At 65.0% G+C, this 23,074-nt stretch carries 23 protein-coding genes; 10 read left to right on the forward strand and 13 right to left on the reverse strand.

Annotated elements, in window-relative coordinates:
• Window positions 1–15: 15 nt before the first annotated feature.
• Both H3H36_RS15100 and H3H36_RS15105 read left to right on the forward strand, forming a co-directional pair.
• Window positions 16–378, forward strand: a complete 363-nt coding sequence (locus H3H36_RS15100; protein WP_182218916.1) for a DUF4870 family protein — start codon at window positions 16–18, stop codon at window positions 376–378.
• 103 nt (window positions 379–481) lie between these two features.
• Window positions 482–1,462: an AraC family transcriptional regulator gene (locus tag H3H36_RS15105; RefSeq protein WP_220459747.1), complete on the forward strand. Its 981-nt coding sequence runs from the start codon at window positions 482–484 to the stop codon at window positions 1,460–1,462.
• Window positions 1,463–1,483: 21 nt separating this feature from the next.
• On the opposite strand, the gene H3H36_RS15110 is transcribed toward H3H36_RS15105, so the two are convergent.
• Window positions 1,484–2,650 carry a cystathionine beta-lyase gene (locus H3H36_RS15110; protein WP_182218917.1) on the reverse strand — a complete coding sequence of 389 codons (1,167 nt, stop codon included), beginning with the start codon at window positions 2,648–2,650 and terminating at the stop codon, window positions 1,484–1,486.
• A gap of 136 nt (window positions 2,651–2,786) precedes the next feature.
• Window positions 2,787–3,227 carry a cupin domain-containing protein gene (locus H3H36_RS15115; RefSeq protein ID WP_182218918.1) on the reverse strand — a complete coding sequence of 147 codons (441 nt, stop codon included), beginning with the start codon at window positions 3,225–3,227 and terminating at the stop codon, window positions 2,787–2,789.
• 189 nt (window positions 3,228–3,416) lie between these two features.
• On the opposite strand from H3H36_RS15115, the gene H3H36_RS15120 reads away from it, so the two are divergent.
• The gene (locus tag H3H36_RS15120) at window positions 3,417–4,703 is read left to right on the forward strand and encodes a hypothetical protein (RefSeq protein ID WP_229219928.1); all 1,287 of its coding nucleotides are present in this window, start codon (window positions 3,417–3,419) and stop codon (window positions 4,701–4,703) included.
• 68 nt (window positions 4,704–4,771) lie between these two features.
• Here H3H36_RS15120 and rimO read toward each other — a convergent pair whose 3' ends face one another.
• Window positions 4,772–6,181 carry a 30S ribosomal protein S12 methylthiotransferase RimO gene (gene rimO / locus H3H36_RS15125; RefSeq protein ID WP_182218919.1) on the reverse strand — a complete coding sequence of 470 codons (1,410 nt, stop codon included), beginning with the start codon at window positions 6,179–6,181 and terminating at the stop codon, window positions 4,772–4,774.
• Between the two features lie 209 nt (window positions 6,182–6,390).
• On the opposite strand from rimO, the gene H3H36_RS15130 reads away from it, so the two are divergent.
• Window positions 6,391–7,596, forward strand: coding sequence for a cyanophycinase (locus H3H36_RS15130; RefSeq protein ID WP_182218920.1), 1,206 nt, complete (start codon window positions 6,391–6,393; stop codon window positions 7,594–7,596).
• Here the strand turns inward: H3H36_RS15130 and H3H36_RS15135 are convergent, their stop codons facing one another.
• The 3 genes from H3H36_RS15135 to phaC all read right to left on the reverse strand — a co-directional run bounded on the left by H3H36_RS15135 (window position 7,597) and on the right by phaC (window position 10,674).
• The gene (locus tag H3H36_RS15135) at window positions 7,597–7,944 is read right to left on the reverse strand and encodes a PilZ domain-containing protein (RefSeq protein WP_182218921.1); all 348 of its coding nucleotides are present in this window, start codon (window positions 7,942–7,944) and stop codon (window positions 7,597–7,599) included. It lies immediately after the preceding gene.
• 103 nt (window positions 7,945–8,047) lie between these two features.
• Complete coding sequence (phaR, locus tag H3H36_RS15140; protein ID WP_182218922.1) at window positions 8,048–8,599, reverse strand: polyhydroxyalkanoate synthesis repressor PhaR; 552 nt, start codon at window positions 8,597–8,599, stop codon at window positions 8,048–8,050.
• A 332-nt stretch (window positions 8,600–8,931) separates the two neighbouring features.
• On the reverse strand, window positions 8,932–10,674 hold the full coding sequence (phaC, locus tag H3H36_RS15145; RefSeq protein WP_182218923.1) for a class I poly(R)-hydroxyalkanoic acid synthase: 1,743 nt from the start codon (window positions 10,672–10,674) through the stop codon (window positions 8,932–8,934).
• 45 nt (window positions 10,675–10,719) lie between these two features.
• Here phaC and H3H36_RS15150 point away from each other — a divergent pair, with 45 nt between their 5' ends.
• A complete protein-coding gene (locus tag H3H36_RS15150; protein ID WP_182218924.1) occupies window positions 10,720–10,956 on the forward strand; it encodes a hypothetical protein in 237 nt (78 codons plus the stop codon).
• Between the two features lie 17 nt (window positions 10,957–10,973).
• On the opposite strand, the gene pgeF is transcribed toward H3H36_RS15150, so the two are convergent.
• Both pgeF and H3H36_RS15160 read right to left on the reverse strand, forming a co-directional pair.
• Window positions 10,974–11,789, reverse strand: a complete 816-nt coding sequence (gene pgeF, locus H3H36_RS15155; protein WP_182218925.1) for a peptidoglycan editing factor PgeF — start codon at window positions 11,787–11,789, stop codon at window positions 10,974–10,976.
• The gene (locus H3H36_RS15160) at window positions 11,789–12,829 is read right to left on the reverse strand and encodes an RluA family pseudouridine synthase (RefSeq protein WP_182218926.1); all 1,041 of its coding nucleotides are present in this window, start codon (window positions 12,827–12,829) and stop codon (window positions 11,789–11,791) included. The genes pgeF and H3H36_RS15160 overlap by 1 nt, the downstream gene beginning before the upstream one ends.
• 66 nt (window positions 12,830–12,895) lie before the next feature.
• Between H3H36_RS15160 and H3H36_RS15165 the strand changes: the two genes are divergently transcribed.
• Window positions 12,896–13,693, forward strand: coding sequence for an outer membrane protein assembly factor BamD (locus H3H36_RS15165; RefSeq protein ID WP_182218927.1), 798 nt, complete (start codon window positions 12,896–12,898; stop codon window positions 13,691–13,693).
• A gap of 98 nt (window positions 13,694–13,791) precedes the next feature.
• Here the strand turns inward: H3H36_RS15165 and yaaA are convergent, their stop codons facing one another.
• The gene (gene yaaA, locus H3H36_RS15170; protein WP_182218928.1) at window positions 13,792–14,562 is read right to left on the reverse strand and encodes a peroxide stress protein YaaA; all 771 of its coding nucleotides are present in this window, start codon (window positions 14,560–14,562) and stop codon (window positions 13,792–13,794) included.
• A gap of 36 nt (window positions 14,563–14,598) precedes the next feature.
• On the opposite strand from yaaA, the gene H3H36_RS15175 reads away from it, so the two are divergent.
• The 3 genes from H3H36_RS15175 (at window position 14,599) to H3H36_RS15185 (ending at window position 17,470) form a co-directional block, all read left to right on the forward strand.
• On the forward strand, window positions 14,599–15,036 hold the full coding sequence (locus tag H3H36_RS15175; RefSeq protein WP_182218929.1) for a putative toxin-antitoxin system toxin component, PIN family: 438 nt from the start codon (window positions 14,599–14,601) through the stop codon (window positions 15,034–15,036).
• 100 nt (window positions 15,037–15,136) lie between these two features.
• Window positions 15,137–16,315, forward strand: a complete 1,179-nt coding sequence (locus H3H36_RS15180) for a pyridoxal phosphate-dependent aminotransferase (RefSeq protein WP_182218930.1) — start codon at window positions 15,137–15,139, stop codon at window positions 16,313–16,315.
• 57 nt (window positions 16,316–16,372) lie between these two features.
• Window positions 16,373–17,470, forward strand: a complete 1,098-nt coding sequence (locus H3H36_RS15185; RefSeq protein ID WP_182218931.1) for an HD-GYP domain-containing protein — start codon at window positions 16,373–16,375, stop codon at window positions 17,468–17,470.
• A gap of 381 nt (window positions 17,471–17,851) precedes the next feature.
• On the opposite strand, the gene H3H36_RS15190 is transcribed toward H3H36_RS15185, so the two are convergent.
• Window positions 17,852–18,184: a hypothetical protein gene (locus H3H36_RS15190; protein WP_182218932.1), complete on the reverse strand. Its 333-nt coding sequence runs from the start codon at window positions 18,182–18,184 to the stop codon at window positions 17,852–17,854.
• A gap of 241 nt (window positions 18,185–18,425) precedes the next feature.
• Here H3H36_RS15190 and H3H36_RS15195 point away from each other — a divergent pair, with 241 nt between their 5' ends.
• Window positions 18,426–19,013 carry a class I SAM-dependent methyltransferase gene (locus tag H3H36_RS15195; RefSeq protein ID WP_182219004.1) on the forward strand — a complete coding sequence of 196 codons (588 nt, stop codon included), beginning with the start codon at window positions 18,426–18,428 and terminating at the stop codon, window positions 19,011–19,013.
• A 152-nt stretch (window positions 19,014–19,165) separates the two neighbouring features.
• Here the strand turns inward: H3H36_RS15195 and H3H36_RS15200 are convergent, their stop codons facing one another.
• From H3H36_RS15200 to mshL, 3 genes are read right to left on the reverse strand one after another with little or no spacing between them, the layout of a single operon-like run.
• The gene (locus tag H3H36_RS15200; RefSeq protein ID WP_182218933.1) at window positions 19,166–20,401 is read right to left on the reverse strand and encodes a tetratricopeptide repeat protein; all 1,236 of its coding nucleotides are present in this window, start codon (window positions 20,399–20,401) and stop codon (window positions 19,166–19,168) included.
• Window positions 20,398–21,291: an ExeA family protein gene (locus H3H36_RS15205; protein ID WP_182219005.1), complete on the reverse strand. Its 894-nt coding sequence runs from the start codon at window positions 21,289–21,291 to the stop codon at window positions 20,398–20,400. Before H3H36_RS15205 ends, H3H36_RS15200 begins: the two co-directional genes overlap by 4 nt.
• 2 nt (window positions 21,292–21,293) lie before the next feature.
• Window positions 21,294–23,066, reverse strand: a complete 1,773-nt coding sequence (gene mshL, locus H3H36_RS15210; protein WP_182218934.1) for a pilus (MSHA type) biogenesis protein MshL — start codon at window positions 23,064–23,066, stop codon at window positions 21,294–21,296.
• Window positions 23,067–23,074: the final 8 nt, after the last annotated feature.

A 23,074-nucleotide genomic window follows, 5' to 3' on the forward strand; every position in this document is an offset into this window, starting at 1 on the left:
AAGAAGGAAGCAATCATGTCCCAACAACTGATCCTCGACGAGCGCCTCGACGCGGCCAAGAACCTGGCCTGGTGGCTGTACCTGGGCCACGCGCTCAGCTTCGTGTTTTCGCTGGGCGCGTTCTCCTTCATCCCGCTCATCATCAACTACGTCAAGCGGCCCGAGACGGAAGGCAGCTTCGTGCACAGCCACCACAGCTGGCAGATCCGTTCGTTCTGGTGGTACCTGGTGTGGATGGCGGTGGGCGTGGCGCTGTTCCTGACCATCATCGGCATCCCGCTGGCCTGGCTGGTATGGGTCGGCGCGTGGCTGTGGAAGGCCTACCGCCTGATCGCCGGCATCAGCGCCCTGAACCAGAACCGTCCCATGCCCGAATAAGCTGGCGGCGCGGGCATGGGGCGCGCACGGCCTGCCATGCCGGCGACGGCATGCCGCAGGCCGCCGCCCGGCAAGTCGCGCCTCTCCCGCCCGCTCAAGAGCCATGCCGACCACCCCCGACGCCACCACCCATCGCGCCGAATACGCGCGCCGCATGAACCTGGTGCTCGACTATATCGACCGCCACCTCGACACCCCGCTGGCACTGGCCGAACTGGCCGACGTGGCCCATTTCTCGCGTTTTCACTTCCACCGCATCTTCACCGCCTGGATGGGCGAGACGGTGGGCGACTACACGCGCCGCCGGCGGCTGGAAGTGGCGGCCTTCCGGCTCGCGTGCGGCACGGGCGAAACCGTGCTCGACATCGCGCTGGGCACGGGCTTCGGTTCCGGCGAAGCGTTCGCGCGCGCCTTCAAGCTCAAGTTCGGCTGCACACCCAGCGCCTGGCGGCTGGCCACGCGCGCGCGCATGGCGCAGCAGGTGGCCGCGCTGGGCGAACGTAAATTCACGCTGCACAGCAATCTGGATCAGGCCTTGGGCAAGCCCGATCAGGCGCCCGGGCGCCGCCTGGGCGAAGATGGCCACTCCCATCCAACCCAAGGAGCAAACAGCATGCAAGTACAAGTGATCGATCTGCCGGCCGTGCGCGTCGCCTGGCAGCGCCGCATCGGCCCCTACGGCCCCGGCATCGGCGCGTTCTGGCGCGACACCATGGCGCCGTGGATGCAATCGCACGGCCTGATGGCGCAGCCCTGCTACGGCGTGGGCCTGGACGACCCGGTGCTGACGCCGCCCGACAAGTGCCGCTACGACGCCTGCGTGGCCCTGCCCGAGCACTTCCAGGGCAACGGCAACACGGCCATCAGCGTGCTGCCGGGCGGGCGCTACGCGGTGGCCCGCTTCCAGGGCCCCACCAGCAACATCGCGGACGCGTGGATGACGCTGACGCGCGAGTGGCTGCCGTCGAGCGGCCTGCAATGCGATGAGCGCCCCTGCTTCGAGCGCTTCCACGCCGCCACCGCGCGCGACCCGGCCACCGGCCAGTTTACCTGCGACATCTGCATCCCGGTGCGCCCGCTGTAGGGGCGCCCTGGCGGGCGCGGGCTACATGGCGGCCAGCGCCTGCTCGATGTCGGCGATCAGGTCCACCGTATCCTCCAGCCCCACGTTAAAGCGCACCAGGATGCCCTGCTCGCCCCAGGTCTGGCGCATGTGGGCGATCCGGTACGGCATCACGAGGCTGTTGGCGCCGCCCCAGCTGTAGCCTAGCTTGAACAGCTTGAGCGAGTCGACGAAGCGGTCGGTGCGCGCTTCCGGGATCGCAGGGTCGAACAGCACGGAGAACAGGCCGCCGGCGCCGCTGAAGTCACGCTGCCAGATGGCATGGCCGGGGCAATCCGGGAACGCCGGATGCAGCACCTTGCTGATCTCGGGCCGTGCCCGCAGCCAGGCGGCCAGCTTGCGCGCGCTCGCGTCGTGCGCGTCGAAGCGCAGCTTGAGGGTGGGCAGGCCGCGCGACACCAGGTAGGCGTCGTCCGCCCCCACGCCCATGCCCAGGCGCATGTGGGCCACGCTCAGGCGTTCGTGCAGCGCGCGGTCGCGCGTGATCAGGGCGCCCATCAGCACGTCCGAGCCGCCGGACTGGTACTTGGTCAGGGCCTGCATGATGATGTCGGCGCCCAGCTCGAAACCGCGCAGGGCCAGCCCGGCCGACCAGGTGTTATCGAGCGCCACCAGCACCCCGCGCGCGTGCGCGGCCTGGCAAATGGCCGGCAGGTCCGGCACTTCCATCGACACGGAACCGGGCGCCTCGGTCCAGATCAGTTTGGTGTTGGGCTGGATCAGGGCCGCGATGCCGGCGCCGATCAGCGGGTCGTAGTAGCGCGCCGTGACGCCAAAGTCGGCGCTGAGCCACTTGCCCAGTTCCCGGTTCGGGTTGTAGACGTTATCGGGCAACAGCACATCGTCGCCGCTCTTGAGCAGCGCGAAGTCCACCATGGCGATGGCGGCCAGGCCGCTGGGCGCCAGCAGGCAGTGCCGGCCATCCTCGATCTCGGCCAGGCGCGCCTCCAGCGTGAACGTGGTGGGCGTGCCGTGCAGCCCGTAGGTATAAGCGTTCTTCTCTTTCCAGTCGCCCGAGCGCATGGCCGCGACGTTCTTGAACAGCACGGTGGACGCATGGTGGATGGCGCTGGGGAAGGCGGCGAAACCGGCCGGCGCCTGGTAATCGGTATGCACCAGCGCGGTCTGCGGGGATTTTTTCACGGTCATGGCGGTGTGGGCTCGGATGCGGACGGTTGGGGAAATCGGCCGGCGGTGGGCCGGCCCGTGGGCGATTATAGGAGCTAACGCCGGATTTGTCCGCGCACCGCCGTGCCCGGCCGCCTCAGACTACTTGCGTACTCAACTATTTCGCGGCCGGCGTGAATTCCGGATGGGGTACGGTCAGCTTTTTCTCGGACGAGCCGGTGTACAACACCAGCAGCTTGACGGCCTTGCCGTCGAGCGCGCGGCCGTTGTGCAAGGTGTCCACCACTTCCGGCAGCATGTCGCCCACGTGCAGCACCTTGGTCTCGCCGGTGGCGCGGGTCACTTCCAGCGTGCCTTCCATCACGTAAGCGAACGATGGCACCTGGTGCTCGTGCCAGCCGGTCTGGCCACCGGCCGCGATCTCGACGATCAGGGCCGTCACTTCGGCCGCGCCGGCCGGATAGGCGATGGGCTTGGCGTCCCAGCTGGTGGAGGTCTTCAGCAACGGCGTGACCTTGACGGCAGCGGAATTGTCGAGCGCGTGGGCGCACTGGGCGGCGCCGAACAGGACGGCGGTGGCAAGCAACAGGTGTTTCATGGGCTTCCTTTCATGAGAGCGAGCCAGTCTATACGAAATACGCCACATTGCGCAGATAATAATTGCCGCAGGGGCAATATTGGCTCATCATGATTTGCAGACTGTTGCGTACTTGCCGACAGGCTTATGCTATGCACTCGGACGCGGCGCCACCCTACGGCGCGCACGCCCAGCGGGAGAGAGAACCGAATGAATGACCTGACATGCCACCCGGCCCCAGCCGCCATGCGCAACAGCGCCTGTTTCTGCGTCAGCCTCGATGAGGAAGCGCTGCGCCAGGCGCTGGAAACCCAACTGGGCCAGCCCGACATCCATGCGCTGGTGCGCGCGCGCTGCCCCTACCTGTTCGCGGCCCGTCCCGTGTTCCTGTCCACGGCGCGGCTGATGCGCATGGAGGAACTGGTGCAGGCCATCGAGTCCGTCGTCGCCCTGCCCGCCTACCGCGAGCGCGTGCTGGCCTGGGCGCCCGACATCGCCCGCCACGATACGGGCGCGCGCGGCGTGTTCATGGGCTACGACTTCCATACCGATGACGCACAATTCGGCCTCATCGAAATCAACACCAACGCCGGCGGCGCCATGCTCAACGCCGTGCTGGCACGCGCCCAGCGAGCCTGCTGCGCCGAGGCGGAGTTCCTCGTGCCGCCCGTGGCCACGGCCGGCGCGTTTGAGCGCGAGATCATCGCCATGTTCCGCCGGGAATGGGCGCTGGCCGGGCACGAGCGCCCGCTGCGCAGCATCGCCATCGTCGACGACGCGCCGGAGCAGCAATACCTGTACCCGGAATTCCTGCTGTTCCAGCAGCTGTTCGAACGCCACGAACTACGCGCCGTGATCGCCGCGCCGGACCAGTTCAAGCTGGAAGGCGGCGCATTGTGGCACGATGGCCAGCCCATCGACCTGGTCTACAACCGCCTGACCGACTTCGCGCTGGAAGCGCCGGCCAGCGCCACCTTGCGCGCAGCCTACCTGGCGCGCGCCGCCGTGCTCACCCCCCACCCGCGCGCGCACGCACTGTACGCGGACAAGCGCAACCTCGCCTTGCTCAGCGATGCGCACGCACTGGAAGAAATGGGCGTATCGCCGTCGCTGCGGGCCATCCTGCTGGCCGGCATCCCCCGCACGACGCTGGTGCGGCCGGAAGATGGCGAACGCCTGTGGAAGGAGCGGCGCGGCCTGTTCTTCAAGCCGTATGGCGGCTATGGCGGCAAGGCGGCCTACCGGGGCGACAAGCTCACCCAGCGCGTGTGGCAGGAGATCCTGGCCGGCGGCTACGTGGCGCAGGCGCTGGTGGCGCCCGGCGAGCGCACCATCTCATCGGAAGACCCAGCCCGGAAACTGAAGTTCGATGTGCGCAATTACGCCTACGACGGCGCCGTGCAATGGGTGGCCGCGCGCCTGTACCAGGGCCAGACCACCAACTTCCGCACGCCGGGCGGCGGCTTCGCGCCCGTCTACGAGAACGTCATGGCGTGATCGCGCCCGCATGAAAAAAGGCGGACCGCCTCGCAGCAGGTCCGCCTTGTGTCCGCAGCAAGCCGGGCTTACTCGGCTTCGCCCCACAGGTCGTGGGCGTCGGACGCGGTGATGGTCACGTCCACGAACTGGCCCACTGCCAGCTTCTTGTGCGGCTCGTACGGCGGCTTGACGTAGACCACGCCGTCGATTTCCGGCGCATCGGCGGCCGAGCGGCCCACGCCGCCGCTGCGCGTCACTTCGTCGATCAGTACGCGCACGGTCTTGCCGACCTTGGCCTTCAGGCGCTTCTTCGAAATCTCCTCCTGCAGCAGCATGACGCGGCCGCGGCGTTCCTCGCGCACTTCGTCCGGCACCTGGTTTTCCAGTTCGTTGGCCGTGGCGCCTTCCACCGGCGAGTAGGCGAAGCAGCCCAGGCGGTCGATCTCGGCTTCCTTCAGGAAGTCCAGCAGGTATTCGAACTCCGCTTCCGTCTCGCCGGGGAAGCCGGCGATGAAGGTGGAGCGGATGGTCAGGTCCGGGTTCATCTTGCGCCAGGCCTGGATGCGGTCCAGGTTCTTCTCGCCGCTGGCCGGACGCTTCATGCGCTTCAGGACTTCCGGGTGGGCGTGCTGCAGCGGCACGTCCAGGTACGGCAGGATATGGCCGCCGCTCATCAGCGGAATCACCTGGTCCACGTGCGGGTACGGGTACACATAGTGCAGGCGCACCCACGCGCCGTAGGACTTGGCCAGCTCGCCCAGCGCTTCGGTCAGCTGGGTCATGTGGGTCTTGACGGGGCGGCCGTTCCAGAAGCCGGAGCGGAACTTGACGTCCACGCCGTAGGCCGAGGTGTCCTGCGAAATGACCAGCAGTTCCTTGACGCCGGACTTGAACAGGTTCTCCGCCTCCAGCATCAGTTCCGCGATCGGGCGCGACACCAGGTCGCCGCGCATGGAGGGGATGATGCAGAAGCTGCAGCGGTGGTTGCAGCCTTCGGAAATCTTCAGGTAGGCGTAGTGCTTGGGCGTGAGCTTGATGCCCTGCGGCGGCAGCAGGTCGATGAAAGGCTCGTGCGGCTTGGGCAGGTGGGTGTGGACCGAATTCATCACCTCGGCCAGCGCGTGGGGGCCCGTCACGGCCAGCACTTTCGGGTGCACCTTGGTGATGATGTCGTCGCCGGCCGCATCCTTCTTCGCGCCCAGGCAGCCGGTCACGATCACCTTGCCGTTTTCGGCCAGCGCCTCGCCGATGGCGTCCAGCGATTCCTGCACGGCCGCGTCGATGAAGCCGCAGGTGTTGACGATCACGAGGTCGGCGCCGTCATACGACTTGGCCGTCTCGTAGCCTTCGGCACGCAGCTGGGTCAGGATCTGTTCGGAATCGACCAGCGCCTTGGGGCAGCCGAGCGAGACGAAGCCCACTTTGGGCGCAGCGCCGGACGCTGCGGGCGCGGCGGGCGTGCTGTCGTCCTTGGGAATACGGGAGATGGAATGCATGGTAACTTTGCTCAGGAAATTCAGGCCAATCGGGCATTATACAGTGTTCCTGCCCGTGCTGGACGGCAACAACAGCCGCGCTCGCCTGACGGGAAAGCCACAGTGGCCCGCCATTACCGCGCCAATTGAGCGCACAACGCTTGCGTGCGCCCCGAATGGTGCAACAATGACATGACACTTCGACCATAACAGTCACCACCGAGGCCACCATGCGCAAGCTGCCCCACCTGACTCCGCGCGCCGCCTGGCGCATCCTCACCACCCTGCTGCTGGCCAGCGCCTGCGTGGCGCCTGGCCAGGCCGGCGCCGCCAAGGTCGGCAGCAAGCCACCGTATGAATACTATGCGACGGGCGACCCGCAAGCGCCCGTCAACCTGCCCGCCTCCTACGCCACCACCTCGCTGGTGCTGATGGGCGGCGGGCCGGACGTGGACGAGGCCTTCCGCTGGATGATCACCCGGGCCGGCATCAAGCCGGGTACGGGCGGGCGCTTCGTGGTGATCCGCGCCACCGGCACGGATGCCTACGATCCCTACCTGTACTACAGCGACGCCGCGCTGAGCACCTCCAGCACCGTGGCCGACCAGTGGGTGGGCGGCGCCTCGCTGGGGCTGACGTCGGCCGAAACGCTGGTCATCCCCAGCGTGGCCGCCGCCAACGATCCCACCGTGAACGCCATCGTGGCGCGCGCCAACGCCGTATTCATCGCCGGCGGCGACCAGAGCGACTACATCAACTACTGGAAAGGCACGGCGCTGGACCAGACCTTGCGCGGCCTGCTGGCCCGTAACGTGCCGGTGGGCGGCACCAGCGCCGGCCTGGCCGTGCTGGGCCAGTTCGATTACGCGGCCCTGAAAGGTTCCGTGACCACGGCGCAGGCGTTATCCAACCCCTACCACCGCTACCTCACGCTGGACCCGAACCCATTGGCGCTGACGGGCGGCTTCATCGCTCCGCCGGCCCTGAACAGCATGATCCTCGATTCCCACCTCGATAGCCGCGACCGCATGGGCCGCCTCGTGACCTTCGTGGCGCGGCTGGTGGCGCAGAACGGCAGCACGGGCTGCCCGGGCGGCGTGCTGCCCGCCTCCAGCAGCGGCGCGGCCACGGCGCGCGGCATCGGCGTGGACGTGGAAACGGCGTTGCTGGTGCAAGGTACGCAGGGCACGGGCGGCGTCACGGCACGCCGCGTGACCAATGTGTCGACCACGACGGAGAGCGCGGTGTATTTCGTACGACCGGCCGTGGCGCCATCGAGCTGCGTGGCCGGCGCGCCGCTGGCCATGTATGGGGTGGAAATCAGGAAGCTGGCCGATTCGGCCACCGTCTTCGACCTGGGCAACTGGAGCGGCCTGCCCGTCTACAAGACGGTGGACGCCGTGGCCGGCCAGCTGTCGCCGGCCAACCCCTACTGATCAGGCCATCAGCATGGCGCCGGAGGTGACGTAGTCGACGATGCGCTCGACCACGTCGTCGGCAATGGAGAGGAAGCGGGCGCCGTAGCGGATGCGCCCTTCCGTGCCCACGGGCACACCGTGCACGATGGTCAGCAGCACTTCGTTGCGCACGCTGCTGCCGGGGAAGCAAAAACTGAACAGGAACGGCACGTCGCACGGGAACTGGTGGTGGCTGACGAAAGCCACGCCCATGCGCGCGATGTCGATGATCTGCACCGCCCATTGCTGCGAGCCGTGTTCGTCGCCGATTGACGCGTCGACCTGCAGCAGACGCCGTACGTGCGCTCTTCTTGGATCCGTTTGCACTGCCTGTCCCTGAGGTGTGGAATGGTTCTATGCCGGCGGCCGCCCATAACAAGAACGGCACAGGCACTCGCGTGCTGTGCCGTCTGGCCGCGCGGGACGAGGATTACTTCTTGTCGCTCGGCGGGGTCGGCACGAACGGGAAGGCGCCAAATATCGTCTTGCTCTGGTTTTGCATCTGTTCCTGCATCTGCACGAACAGGCTCTTGCTCTGGTCGATGTAGTTGTTCATCATGCCCTGCATCATCGGCCCCTGCACATTCATGAACTGGGTCCACATTTCCGGGCTAAATGGCTTGCCCTCGAAGGTGCTGCCCGTGAACTTGCGCTGGATGTCGGTGAATGCCTGGATATTCTTTTCCAGATACGAGCCCATCATACCCTGCATTGCATGACCGTAGTAGCGAATGATCTGGGCCAGCACGGCGCTGGAAAACATCGGCACGCCGCTCGCTTCTTCTTCCAGGATAATTTGCAGCAGGATGCTGCGGGTCAGGTCTTCATTGGTCTTGGCGTCGACCACCGTGAATTCTTCGTTGTCGAGCACGAGTTGCTTGACATCGGTGAGGGTAATGTAGGAGCTGGTCTGCGTGTCATACAGACGGCGGTTGGGATATTTCTTGATCAAACGGTCTGCATTTTTTTTCGCACTACTCATCACAAGTCCACTTATTGCGCCGCAGCGCGTACTTTAACAATTCGCAAAAAAAGCGAACTTCGGTCCGCTTTCCCACCCGCCTACTTTGCCTATTATAGAGTGGAAAAACTGGTATATGCACGTCCACTTATAACTTTTGAGCCTTTATTGCAACGCAACGGGAATTGCAGGCAACCAATTGACACGACGCACGCATTCCAAGAGGCTGGTTCAAAATGACCGTGGCGAGGCGTGGCGCCGAAGACAGTGCGCCTGCACGGCGAGGCGTCACAACGACGCCACGGGCTTCTTGAAACGGCCTCTAAGCGCGGCCCCACGCGGCCTGCCGGTGCTTAGCCCGCCTTGACCTTCACGTAGCGGCCGGGCGCCGCTTCGATCGGCTGGTATTTCGCGTTGCCGTGCTTGGCCGGCGCCTTCACGTCCTTGCCGCCATGCTCGGCCAGGAATTCGGCCCACTGCGGCCACCAGCTGCCCTTGTGCTCGGTGGCGCCGGCGAACCAGTCGTCGGCCGACATGGGCTTGGCGTTCTTGCCGCCTTTGCCGGGCGTGTCATTGACCCAGTAGCTGCGCTTGCCCTTGGAAGCCGGATTGATGACGCCGGCGATGTGGCCCGACGCACCGAGGATGAAACGGTTGGCCTTGGCCTTGCCGGGGTTGAGGATGCCCAGCGAACCGTAGGCCGAGGTCCACGGCACGATGTGGTCTTCGCGCGAAGCATAGATGAAGGTGGGCGCATCGATCTTGCCCAGGTCCACCTGCTGGCCGGCCACGGCCAGCTTGCCCGGTTCCTTGAGGCTGTTTTCGAGGTAGGTATTGCGCAGATACCAGCAGAACATGGGGCCTGGCAGGTTGGTGCTGTCCGAGTTCCAGTACAGCAGGTCGAACGGCGGCGGTTCATTGCCCTTCAGGTAGTTGGATTGCACGTAGTTCCACACCAAGTCGTTCGGACGCAGGCTGGAGAAGGTGCTGGCCAGGTCGCTGCCCTTCATCAGGCCACCCTTGCTCAGCATGTTTTCGCGCATGGCCACCTGGCTCTCATCGACGAACACACTGATCACACCCGTGTCGCTGAAGTCGAGGAAGGTGGTCAGCAAGGTCAGGCTGGCGGCCGGCTGTTCGCCACGGCCGGCCAGCACGGCCAGCGCCGTGGAGATGATGGTGCCGCCCACGCAAAAGCCCAGCATGTTCAGCTGGTCCTGGCCCGTGATCTCCTGCACCACGTGGATGGCCTCGATCACACCCTGGTCCACGTACTGGTCCCAGGTGGTCTTGTCGAGCGACGCGTCCGGATTACTCCAGGAGACGAGGAACACGGTATTGCCCTGCTCCACCGCGTACCTGACCAGCGAATTTTCCGGCTGCAAGTCCAGGATGTAGTATTTGTTGATGCACGGCGGCACCATCAGCAGCGGGCGCTGGTGCACGGTGGCCGTGGCCGGCGTGTACTGGATCAGCTGGAACAGCGGGTTCTCGTACACCACCTGGCCCGGCGTCGTGGCCAGGTTGCGGCCCACTTCGAACGCCGTTTCGTCCGACAGCGAGATATGGCCCTTGTTCATGTCGGCCAGCATATTGGCCAGGCCGCGCGTCAGGCTCTCGCCCTTGGTTTCGATCAGTTTCTGCTGCGCTTCGGGGTTGGTGGCCAGGAAGTTGGCGGGCGACATGGCGTCCACGATCTGCTGCACGGCGAACTGGATGCGCTGCTTTTGCTGGGGCGCCGCGTCCACCGCGTCGGCCAGGGCCGTGAGGAAACGGGCGTTGAGCAGGTATGATGCTGCACTGAACGAGGACAGCGCGTTACCCTGCCAGGCCGGCGTGGTGAAGCGGCGGTCGGCCATGGCAGGTGGTTTGCCGGCCATGAACTGCTGCCACAGCTGGCCCACATTGGCCATGTAATCGTTTTTGAGTTGCTCGATGGTTTCAGGTTCGATGGCAGCGCCCACTTCCTTGAGCAGTGCGGCGACCGGGTTGGCTTCCGCCTCCGGCACCATTTTGAACCAGGATTGCCATTGACCGGGGTCGCGCAGGTGCGACATCCATGCGTTGGCAATGACTTGAGGATCGGGCAAATTCATGTGTGATTCCCTAAAAATAGTTAAATTTTCTTACCAAGACTGCTTATGCTGATTGTCGCTATCGCATGGATCTACGTCGTCGGGCTGATGGCCCTGACGGAACCCACGGTTGTTGCTGGAATTGTAACGTTTTTGTTCTACTGCGTGGTGCCACTGGGCATATTGTTCTATCTGGCCGGCGCGCGCAAGCGCAAGGCGCGCCGCGTGGCGCAGGAACAGGCCGCCCATGCGGCACGTATGGCGGCGCGCGAGGCCGGCGGGGATCGGCCCGCCGGCGACTGAAGCGGCCGCCGTCGCCATCATTTGAGCCACACCAGGCTGGCTTGCCGGCCTGTTATGCCGTCGCGCCGGTAGGAATAAAAGCGGCGGGCGTCCGTGACCGTGCAATCCTCGCCACCGGCCACGCGTTCCACGCCGTCGGCGCGCAGCATGTGGCGCGCCAGCGCATAGATGTCGGCCAGGTATTTGCCGGGGTGGCCGGGCCTGGCGACAAATGCCGATTGCACCTGTTGCCGGCCTTGCGCATCGGCGGCGCCGGCCATGAAGGCTGCCAGCACATCGGCGCCCACTTCAAACTGCGTAGGGCCGATCGCCGGGCCCAGCCAGGCCAGGATCTCGCCTGCGCCGGCAGCGCGCATGGCCGCCACCGTGCGGCCCAGCACACCACCTGCCAGTCCGCGCCAGCCCGCGTGGGCCGCCGCCACCACGGTGCCGGCGCGGTCGCAGAACAGCACGGGCAGGCAGTCGGCCGTCATCACGACACAGACGGCGCCGTGCGTGGTGGCCATGCTGGCGTCGGCCTCGAACGCGCCGGCGTAGCTGTCCGCGCCGGCCGCCTGGGCCGCCGACACGGCCGCCGCGTCGGCCACCACCGTGCCATGGACCTGCGTCAGCCAGGCCGGTTCGGCCGGCAGCACGGCGCGCAGCCGGGCGCGGTTTTCCAGCACGTTGGCACGCGCATCGTTGACATGGACACCGAGATTGAGGCCGCCGCCGCCCGCCCCGTCATCGTACGGCGCGGGACTCACCCCGCCCTGGCGGGTGGTGGACAGCGCTCCCACGCCGGCCGGCAAGTCCGGCCAGTGGGGGATCAGCCAGGATGGCTGCCCCGGCATCAGTCCTGCCCCGGCTCGGCGATGCCGGCCTTGGCGATCAGTTCAGCGAAGTCGTCGGCCAGCGGCACGGTCCACTCGCACTGCTCGCCCGTGGCCGGATGCACCAGGCCCAGGCGGCGCGCCTGCAGCGCCTGGCGCGGGAAGATGTTGGCCAGGTGCTGCTTGCCGTAGGTGACGTCGCCGACCAGCGAAAAGCCGATCGACATCATGTGCACGCGGATCTGGTGGGTGCGGCCCGTCTCCAGGCGGCACTGCACCAGGCTCACGGGACGGCGGTCCAGCTCGCCCGAGGCCAGCACTTCGTAGTGCGTGATGGCGGGCTTGGAACCCATGCTGGTGGAGACGGCCATCTTGATGCGGTCCTTCGGGTGGCGGCCCATGGCGGCGTCGATGGTGCCGCTCTGGCGCGGCGTGCCCCACACCAGCGCGTAATACTCGCGCTTGACGGTACGGGCGGCCAGCTGGCGCACCAGGTCGGTCTGGACCGGCAGCGTCTTGCCGACCACCATCAAGCCGCTGGTATCCTTGTCCAGCCGGTGCACGATGCCGGCGCGCGGCACGCCCGCCAGTTGCGGGCAGTGGTGCAGCAAGCCATTGAGCAAGGTGCCCGACCAGTTGCCCGCGCCCGGATGCACGACCAGGCCGGCCGGCTTGTTGATGACGATCAGGTGCTCGTCCTCGTAGACGATATTCAGCGGCACCGGCTCGGGCTTGAACGCCACGTCCTCGGGCGCCGGCTGCGGCAGGATGACGATGTGCTCGTCGCCATACACGGTGTCCTTGGTGCTGCGGGCCGGCTTGCCGTCCACGCTGACGAAGCCGTCCGTGATCCACATTTGCAGGCGGCCGCGCGAGAATTGCGGCACCAGGTGGGAAATGACCTTGTCGAGGCGCTGGCCGCACACCTCGGACGTCAGTTGCAGTTCGATCGGCGCCAGGCCGTCGTCGCCGTCATCGGCCAGCAGCTCGCCTTCGAAATCATGGTCAAATTCCGGTTCGGAGGTAGAATCGGCCGGATTCGGCTTTGGAGTTAATATCACAGCATTCCCATCGGCTATAATCAGCCCATTGTAAAACTTTGGTTAAACAGCTTCTTGCACAACTTTATGCAAAAAAAATTATCGGTAGTCGCAGCAACTGTCGTTCTGCTTGGTTTGTCCGGTTGCGGTCTCCTGCCCGAGAAAGTCGATGAGACGAAAGGCTGGAGCGCTTCGAAATTATACTCGGAGGCGATGGAAGAACTCGAGGGTCAACATTACGAACGTGCGGTTCAATTGTTCGAGAAGCTGGAATCGAGCTACCCGTTCGGCACCTACGCGCAACAGGCGCAGATGGAAATTGCCTACGCCTACTACAAGTCGCAGGACCAGGCCCAGGCGCTGGCGGCCGTGGAGCGCTTCATCAAGCTGCACCCGAACCACGCCAACGTCGACTACATGTACTACCTGCGCGGCCTGATCAATTTCAACGACCAGATCGGCTTCCTGAACTTCATCTACGAACAGGACCCGACCGAGCGCGACCCGAAAGCGACGCGCGAAGCGTTCACGGCCTTCAAGGCCCTGGTCGACAAGTTCCCCAACAGCAAGTACACGCCCGACGCCATCGAGCGCATGAAGTACCTGATCAACGCCATGGCCTCGTATGAAGTGCACGTGGCGCGTTACTACTACCGCCGGGGCGCCTACCTGGCGGCCATCAACCGCGCCATGGGCGCCGTCAATGACTACCGCGACTCGCCGGCCATCGAGGAAGCGCTGTACATCATGTACCGTGGCTACGACAAGATGGGCATGACCGTGCTGCGCGACGACACGCTGCGCGTGCTCAAGCTCAACTTCCCCAAGACCGCCTTTCTGGACGAAGGCGTGAAGGCCGAGCGCCACTGGTGGAAGATCTGGTAAGCAAAATCGGGGACGTACCCCGATTTTTCCAGCAGCCAAAATCGGGGACGTAACACGGTTTTTCTGCGTTGGAAAATGGTGTTACGTCCCCGATTTGTTTAGGCGGCAACGCGGCGGCGGAAGATCCAGGTCTTGGCGTTGGAGTCCTCGGCGTTGAAGGCGTAGCCATCGGCCGTGAAATCCTTCAGGCGCTCGGGATCGGTGATGCCGTTGACGGCCGCGTAACGGGCCATCAGCCCGCGCGCCCGCTTGGCGTAGAACGAGATGATCTTGTATTTGCCGTTCTTCCAGTCCTCGAACTGGGGCGTGACGACCGGCATCGCCAGCTGGCGCGGCTTGACGGACTTGAAATATTCTTCGGACGCCAGGTTGACCAGCGTCTGCGCGCCCTTTTCCTCGGCCGTGCGGTTCAGCGCCTGGGTAATGGTGTCGCCCCAGAATGCATACAAGTCCTTGCCGCGCGCGTTGACCAGGCGTGTGCCCATTTCCAGCCGGTGCGGGTGGATCATGTCCAGCGGACGGAGCACGCCGTACAGGCCGGACAGGATGCGGATGCGCGATTGCGCGTAATCGAGCTGGCCCGCCGTCAGCGTGCGCGCCTGCAAGCCGGCGTAGACGTCGCCATTAAAGGCCATCACGGCTTGCCGGCCTTGCGCCGGGTCCGGCGACCACGAGGCGTAGCGGGTCACGTTCAGGTGCGACAGCGCATCGGAAATATCCATCAGGCTGCCCACTTCGGCCGGCGAAAATTCGCGCAGGCGATCAATCAGCTGGGCGGAGTGATCGAGAAAGTCTGGGGTGGTTTGCAATTGGGTGGTGGGTGGCGTCTCCAGGTCGAGACTTTTGGCGGGCGAAAGCACTATCAGCATAAGAATCCAGAACAACACATTTACAGAATTGCCGACATGATACCTGTTCCACCGAAACGCATCGTGCTAGACACCAATGTCTGCCTCGACCTGTTCGTCTTCAACGACCCGCGCTGGTCGGCCCTGCTGGCCGCCATCGAGAGCGGCGCCGTGGAAGCGATCACGCGCGAGGATTGCCGCGCCGAATACCGCGTCGTGCTGCACTACCCCCACCTGCCGCTCGACGAAACGAGCCGCCCCGTGAGCGCAGCGCGCTTTGACGCGCTGATCAAGGTGGTGGCGCCGCCCGTGTCCGGCGTGCGCTTACCCGTGTGCAGCGACCGCGACGACCAGAAGTTCCTGGAACTGGCGCGCGACGCCCAGGCCGATATCCTCATCACCAAGGACAAGGCCCTGCTCAAGCTGGCGCGCCGCCTCACCAAGGCCGGCATGTTCCGCGTGATGGTGCCGGAAGCCTGGTCGCTGGAAAGCTGATCGCGCCGGTTTGCCAAGGCTCGCCAGGCCACCTTTTTGGCAACACGCGCCCCAATGCGCTGCGCTAGAATAAGCACTGGCCCATCAATTGCAATCCGTCATGAACCAGCCGCAGCATCCGCCCGTTACACCCGCCCTGACCAGCCGCTTGCCCCGCGTGGGCACGACAGTGTTTACCCGCATGTCGCAACTGGCGGCCGAGTCCGGCGCGGTCAACCTGGGCCAGGGCTTCCCCGACTTCGCCTGCGAACCGGCGCTGGTGGACCTGGTCACGGAAGCCATGCGGAGCGGCCACAACCAATATCCGATGATGACGGGCGTGCCGGCATTGCGCGCCGCCATCGTCGCCAAGATCGCCGCCATCTACGGCCACCAGTACGACGCCAACACGGAAATCACCGTCACGGCCGGCGCCACCGAGGCGCTGACGACGGCCATCCTGTGCTGCGTCCATCCGTGCGACGAAGTGATCGTGATCGAACCGGCCTACGACAGCTACCTGCCCGCCATCGCGCTGGCCGGCGGCGTGCCCGTGCCGGTGCAGATGACGGTCGACGCCGACGGCTACCGCGTGCCGTGGGACCAGGTGGCGGCCGCCGTCACGCCGCGCACCCGGCTCATCATCGTCAACACCCCGCACAACCCCACCGGCAGCGTGTTGCGCGCGGCCGACCTGCACGCGCTGGCCGACATCGTGCGCGGCACCCACATGCTGATCCTGTCGGACGAAGTGTATGAACACATGGTCTACGACGGCCAGCGCCACGAATCGATGTGCCGCTATCCGGAACTGGCGGCGCGCAGCTTCGTCGTCTCCAGCTTCGGCAAGACTTACCACGTGACGGGCTGGAAAGTGGGCTATGTGGCCGCGCCGGCCGCGCTGAGCGCCGAGTTCCGCAAGGTCCACCAATACAACGTGTTCAGCGTTAACACCCCCATGCAGCACGGCCTGGCCGGCTACATGGCCGATCCGGCGCCCTACCAGCAATTGCCCGCGTTCTACCAGCGCAAGCGCGACCTGTTCCGCGACGGCTTGCAGGGCAGCCGCTTCGAGCTGCTGCCGGCTGACGGCACCTATTTCCAGTGCGTCCGTTACGACCGCATCTCGTCGCTGCCGGAGGCGCAGTTCGCGGAGTGGCTGACGAGCGAAATCAAAGTGGCCGCGATTCCGGTCTCGGCGTTTTACCAGCGTAGCCAGGAGTCGGGCATCGTCCGCTTCTGCTTCGCCAAGAAAGAGGAGACACTGGCACTCGCCTTGCAGCGATTGACCAGCATATAACATCAGCCAGCCGGCCCTTCATGCGGGCTCAGGCAGGCCAGCAGGACGGGAAAGATCATGGTGCAACGTCGCATTACCCTCAAGGATCTGGTGTTGGGCGAACCGCTGCGGTGGGATTTGTTCGGCGCCGACTCGGGCGGCCGCCCGCTGCTGCACAAGGGCCAGATCGCCGATGACAACCAACAGCTGCAGACGCTGATCGACGCTGGCCTGTTCGCCGAGGAGGAACCGCCGCCGTCCGTGCTGCACCAGCTCAACCGGTGCAACCGCCGGCTCGAGCGCATGCTGCGCGACCTGCGCAACGAGCACAACGCGGAGGCGGAACTGCGCGATATCGCGCGCGACGTGATCGCCGCCGTGGAACTGAACGCCGACATCGCCCTGGCCTGCATTTTCCTGGCCCAGATCGCCGGCACCTACGCCGTGCGCCACTGCATCGAGACGGCCGTGGTGGTGGTGGTCATCGCGCGCGGCATGGGCAAGCCGCCGGCGGAAATCCTGACTGTGACGGCCGCCGCGCTGACCATGAACGTGGGCATGCTGCGCCACCATGACACCTTCCAGAACAAGCGCCTGCCGCTCACGCGCGAAGAAATGGCCATCGTGCACCGCCACCCCGAAGACAGCGCCGACCTGCTCAAGTGCGCCGGCGTGAAGGACGAGGAATGGATTTCCTGCGTGCTGCTGCACCACGAGAACGACGACGGCAGCGGCTATCCGGCCGGCCTGGTCCGCCCCGCCGTGACGCAGAACGCCAAGCTGATCAGCCTGGCCGACCGCTACTGCGCCCAGGTGTCGGCCCGCAACTACCGCCGCTCCATGCTGCCCGACCAGGCGCTGCGCGCCGTGCTCGGCGATCCCACCATTCCCGTCGACAAGGAACTTGCAGCCCACTTTGCGCGTGAGCTGGGCAGCTACCCGCCCGGCTGCCTGGTGCGCTTGCAAAACGGTGAGATTGGCGTGGTGCGGCAACGCGGCGGCGATGGCACCTTGGGCATCTCCAGCCTGCGCGACGGGGCCGGCATCGTGCTCGCGCCGGCAACGCCGCGCAGCACGCAGGACGCCCAGTGCGGCATCGCGGCCGTGCTCAGCGAGGACGAAGCGGCCGTGCGCTTCAGCATGAAGCAGATCTGGGGCGCGCAGGCCAGCCTGTAGCTTTTACCGCCCGCCAAACGACTGCCATGGGAAACGATCACCCAGACGTGGGTCTGAGGTGCCGCTCGAAGCCGCCCTGGTCCGACTCCAAGTCGAGGAGATCCGCCGCCTGAACAAACAGGCGTAACGGGGAACGCTTGCCGGAGGGTTTCAGTTTTTGATTAACCGGTGGGCGTATGCAATCCGAGATCGTCAGCTGCGACCTTAAGACACGGAAGCCGAAACTTGGCCTGAAAAACAAGTGACTGGGACTTACTTCCGTTACCGCCCCATTGCGGACCGTTGCGATTCTATTTAGCGGCCGTTGAGCGTGACGAACAGCCGGGGCGCTTTAGCGAGGCCGAGTTGATTAAATGGTTGGGTGTTTTGGGGCGCAATCAATTAAACACGGCCTTGATTTTGCAAATAGGTTCGAACTGCCTCAGCGGAATTAAACGGCGGCGGGCTTTCAAAATTCAAAATCTCGTCTAGCGCCTCATCTAAATTCGCATGATGGTCCGGAGTCGCCGGGACTAATGAATAAATTCCGTTCTCTACAACGAACATCCCACGCCTGTTTGGCACTGAGAATTCAGGTTTTAGCGGCTCACCGCGATCACTCCAGAACAGCCAAATAGCAGCTTCCACATCCAATCCTTCACAATTGGCGATTGCTTCGGCCTCAGTGTGGAAAGCAATCAATGTGCGTTCCTCGGTCTCGACCACAAATATCATAGTCTAATGATTCCTTTCGAAACTTCCGCTTTTGGCCGAACGCAGCCGTCGGCAGCATAGCAGTTTTGCAATTGGGAAAAATTCACGCTTTGTCACAGCCTGCATATATCCCTGACGACCCGCCATCGGTCGAGATCAAACTGTGCCGCAGAAAAGCCCTGCTGTTTGTGAAATTCTGTGATCTTTGCTGTTTAACGAACTGCTATCCTTGGTCGCCTGCTCTACTGCGTCGTTTTTCCTTATGGATATTCGAACCCTCAGCGCCTACGACCATCATGCCACCGCGTTTGCGGACGACTGGGAGGAACAGCCGCCGGCGTCGGACTTGCACGCTCTGATATGCAAATACTTCCGTCCTGGATGCACGGCCGATGTCGGTTGCGGCAGTGGGCGCGATACTGCCTGGCTGTCCTCGAATGGATTCCCGGCCATAGGCTTCGAACCGTCACAGGGTTTGCTGACAGAGGCACGGTTGCGCCATCCCAAGGTCAGCTTTCAGGCTGCGGCACTGCCAGAGCTCGCAGGGGTGGCAGACGGCAGCTTCGTCAACGTGCTCTGCGAAACTGTCGTGATGCACTTGGGAGCTGAACTCATCGCGCCTTCGGTACGCAAGCTCCTGGCCATCATCAAACCCGGCGGTACCTTGTATCTGAGCTGGCGCGTGACCGAGGGGAACGATCGGCGCGATGAATACGGACGGCTATATGGCGCATTTGACCCGTTATTGGTTCGCCACGCCTTGTCCGACGCCGTGATTATTCTTGATGAGCAAGTGGCAAGTACTTCGTCCGGAAAAACGATCCGCCGCATCATCGCGCGGAAAACATAACGGTACTTGCCAAATAGAGCAACCACCCCAGGCAAACCGCCTGGCTGCCTCAGCGCCACATGTAAGACCAGCCAATTCCTACGCACGCCACGCTGAGCCAATCCCGTAGCGACAGCAACCGGACGGCGCCGGCATGACGCCATCTGGCCCCCTCAGCGGCCCAGCGCCTCCAGCTTGCGGTCGAGGAACGCCTGCAATTCGGGCGTCATGCCGCTCGCGGCCCTGGCGCGGGTGTAGGCGGCCCGCGCTTCGGGCAGGCGCTTCCCGGCCTGCAGCGAAATTCCCAGCCCCATCCACCACACGCCTTTTTGCGGCGCCAGCTTCAACGCGGCTTGGTAGTGCTCGACGGCTTCGCCGTGGCGCTGCGCCCGTTGCAGCACGCCCGCCACGAAGCCTTGGTATTCCGCGTTGTCGCCCGCGTAAGGCAGCGTGCGCAGCAACGTGTCCAGCGCCGGGCCGCCGCTTTCCAGCTGCAAACGGGACAGCAACATGGCCATGTCGGGCTGACGGGCATCCAGTGCCAGCGCCTGCTGCAACTGCACGATGGCCTCGTCCGTCCGGTGGTTCTCGATCAGCAGCGTCACCAGCGTCTGCCGGGCCGCCTCGTGACGCGGGGCGAGTTCGACGGCATGTTGCAGCTCCACCAGCGCTTCGACATTGCGACCTTCCTGCAGATCCTGCAACGCCCGGCGGTAACGGTTTTCAGCCAGCTGCGCCGGGCCGAGGTCGCGGCTAACGCCGCCGGCGGACGCGGCGCCCGCCTCCCTGTTCGCCGGTTTGGCCTGAAGCCTGGCCTGCTCGCGATGGCGGCTGACCAGCCCTTCATTGCCACGGTCCGCTTGGGCGCGTGCCTTGGCCTCGCGGACGTCGTGCTTGCGCTTGCGCGCGTGCGGCGCGGGCGCGCTGTCCATGTCATCGGTCAGGACTGGTCCAGCCGGGTCGCCACCAGCGTGCTCTGCGCGGTCGGCCGTGCCGCCCGCAGCAGAACCGTCGGCGGGCGATCGCGCGGCCGCGACCGCAGCGGCATCACGCGCCCCAGCGGCCGCAGGTGGCACAGCTGCCCTACTGGCGGCACCGTCGCCGGCATTGGTTGCCGATGGCAGCGCAGCAGCGGCGGCCGCCGGCGCCGGCACGGACGCCGGCGCCTGCGGCACCACCACCATCACCGGCGCCGGACGCGGCTTGACCGTGTGGCTGGTGAAATAGTGCCAGCCATACCAGCTGCCCGCCCCCATCGCCACCACGGCCACGGCGCCCACGCCAAGCAACACGGGCAGCAACCGCTTGCGCGGCATGGCCACGGGACGCAGTTCCTGCTGTCCAAGCGCAGCGCCGGGCTTGCCGCCGCGCGCATCGAGGTCTTGCAGCATTTTGTTAATCAGGCTCATTTGGTCAACGCCCACGTCAATCCGCACGCGGCCACCAGCGCGCCGGCGCCCAGCGCGGCCAGCCACGGCCAGCGCGAACGGCGCACGCCGATGGTATCGCCGGCCGCCAGCTTCACGTGGCCCTTGGCCACCTGCTGCTTGCCCTGGCCATAAGCGAGCATCAGCGACTTATGGGCCATGATGTTGATCAGCCGAGGAATGCCGCCGCTGGCACGGTACAGCACGCCGATGGCGCCACGGCTGAACAGGCGGCTGCCCGTAAAGCCCGCCACCCGCAGCCGGTGGGCCAGGTAGTATTCCATGTCGTCGCGCGTGAGCGGCCCCAGGTGGTAGTGGAAGGTGATGCGCTGGGCCAGCTGGCGGATCGAATCGCCCTGCAAATGCACGTTCAGTTCCGGCTGGCCGAACAGCACGATCTGCAGCAGCTTGCGTTTTTCCGTTTCCAGGTTGGTCAGCAGGCGCAAGGCTTCCAGGCTTTCCAGCGGTATCGCCTGGGCCTCGTCCAGGCACAGCAGCACGCGCTTGTCCTGGGCCGCCAGCTCCATCAGGCGCGAGGTGATCGCCTTGAGCAACTGGTGCTGGTCCACGTCGCGCGCCAGCGTGAGCGACAGTTCATCGGCCAGCGCCAGCATCAGCGAACGCGGCTCGAGATAGGGATTGGGAATGTAGGCCGTGACGAAATCGTCGCCCAGCGTGGTGATGAACTTGCGGCACAACAGCGTCTTGCCCGTGCCGACCTCGCCCGTGATCTTGATGAAGCCCTCGCCGCTGCGGGCCGCCACCAGCAAGGTGTTGAGCGCCTCCTGCGAATGGGGGCTGGTGAAGAAGAAGCTGGTGTCGGGCGTGATGCCGAACGGCGCCTCCTTCAGGCCAAAGTGCTGCAGATACATCATCAGTTGCGCTCCTTCAGGCCGCGCGGGTCCAGATCCTTGATGCGACGGCCCGTCTCCAGCAAGTCCTCGTTCCAGTCGCTGCCCTCGGCCACGATGGTGGGCTTGATCAGCACCACCAGCTCGCGCTTTTGCATCACGTCGCTGGTGTTGCGGAACAGCGCACCGAGCACGGGTACATTGCCCACGCCGGGCACTTGCGAACGGTCCATGGTCGTGGCCTGGCGCATCAGGCCGCCGATCGCGACCACGCGTCCGTCCTGGCCACGCACCATGCTGTCCATCTCGGACGTGGACGAGGCGGCCAGCGGCAGGCTCAAATTACCCGCCGTGCCGAGGTTGATGCCCTTGTTCACGGTCGACACCTGGCTCACCGACGGGTGCACGTGCAGCGTCACGTTGCCATGGTCGTCGATCTGCGGCGTCACGTCCAGCACCACGCCGGAGAAGAACGGCTGCAGCGTCACGCTGGGCGACACCACGCCGCTGCCGGTGCCGTTGGTGGTCGTGGTGGTGCTCACGCCGGTGACGAAGAATTCATCGGTGCCGATCTTCAGCACGGCTTTCTGGTTGTTCAGCGTGGCAATGCGCGGGCTCGACAGCACATGCACCGTGCCCTGCGATTCCAGGAACGAGATCAGGGCCGCGAAGTTACTGGTCTGGAACGCCAGCCCGAACAGCGAACCGGCCGCGTCGGCCGCGCTGCCCAGCGAGACGCCCGTGGTGGCCGTAATGCCGCCCTTGCCCGTGCTGGCGATGGCCGTTTGCGGCGAGTTGAGCGGATTGAGCGACGTGCCCGGCGTGAGAAAGCCGCCCGAAATCTTGTTGTTGCCATGTCCATCGCGGAAGTTGGCAAAACCGGCCCAGTTGATGCCGGTCTGGTAGCCGCTGTTCAGTTCCACTTCCAGGATCTTCGCCTCCAGGATCACCTGGCGGTCGACGGAAAGCTGGGTCGCCTTCAAGTATTGATCGACGCTACGCAATTCATCGGGCATGGCCTTGATCAGCAGCACGCCCGATTGCGGGCTGATCACGACCTTGCGGCCATCCTTGCCGACCGGGACGATGGCTTCCAGCGCATCCTTCAATTCGCCCCAGAAATCACTGTTCGAGGAAGTGCTGACGTTGCTCGCATCACGCTGGCGTTGATTGCCGGCCGTTGGATTGGCCGGGTCGGTGGGCGCGTTGTTGAGGTTCTGGTTGTTCTGGTTGCCCAGGTTGTTCTGCCCGCCGCTGTTGCTGGTGCCCGCGTTGGCCACGGAAGTGGACGTCACACGCAGGCTGGAACTGCCCTTGCGCGTCGCGTTCAGGTACTGGACGCGGAACATGCGGGTCTGCATGGTCAGCGGACGGATGTAGATGCGGCTGCCTTCCACGCGGTAGTCGTAGCCATACAGTTCGCGCACCGCGTCGAGCGCTTCGAACAGTGTCACGTCCTTCAGGTTGGCGCTGATGGTGCCGCTCACGTTGGGGTCGATCAGCATGTTGTAGCGCGTGCCGGCCACCAGCGAATTGAAGAACTGCTGCACCGGCACATTGTTGAACGCGACGTTGAAGCGTTCCTCCAGCACGGTGCGTGCCTTGGGCAGTTGCTCGGCCAGTTGGGCGGCCGGCGGCAGCAAGGCGCTGGCCACGGCATCGTCCTGGGACGGTGCGGCAGGCTTGGCGGCGGACGCCAGCGTGGCGCCGATCTTGTCGTAGGTGTCGCGAGTGGACTGGGTGGCACAGCCGGCCAGGGCCAGCGCGACGGTTGGCACGATCAGTAATTTATGCATAGTCAGTC

The sequence above is a fragment of the Rugamonas fusca genome, assembly GCF_014042365.1.
GTDB lineage: Bacteria > Pseudomonadota > Gammaproteobacteria > Burkholderiales > Burkholderiaceae_D > Rugamonas > Rugamonas fusca.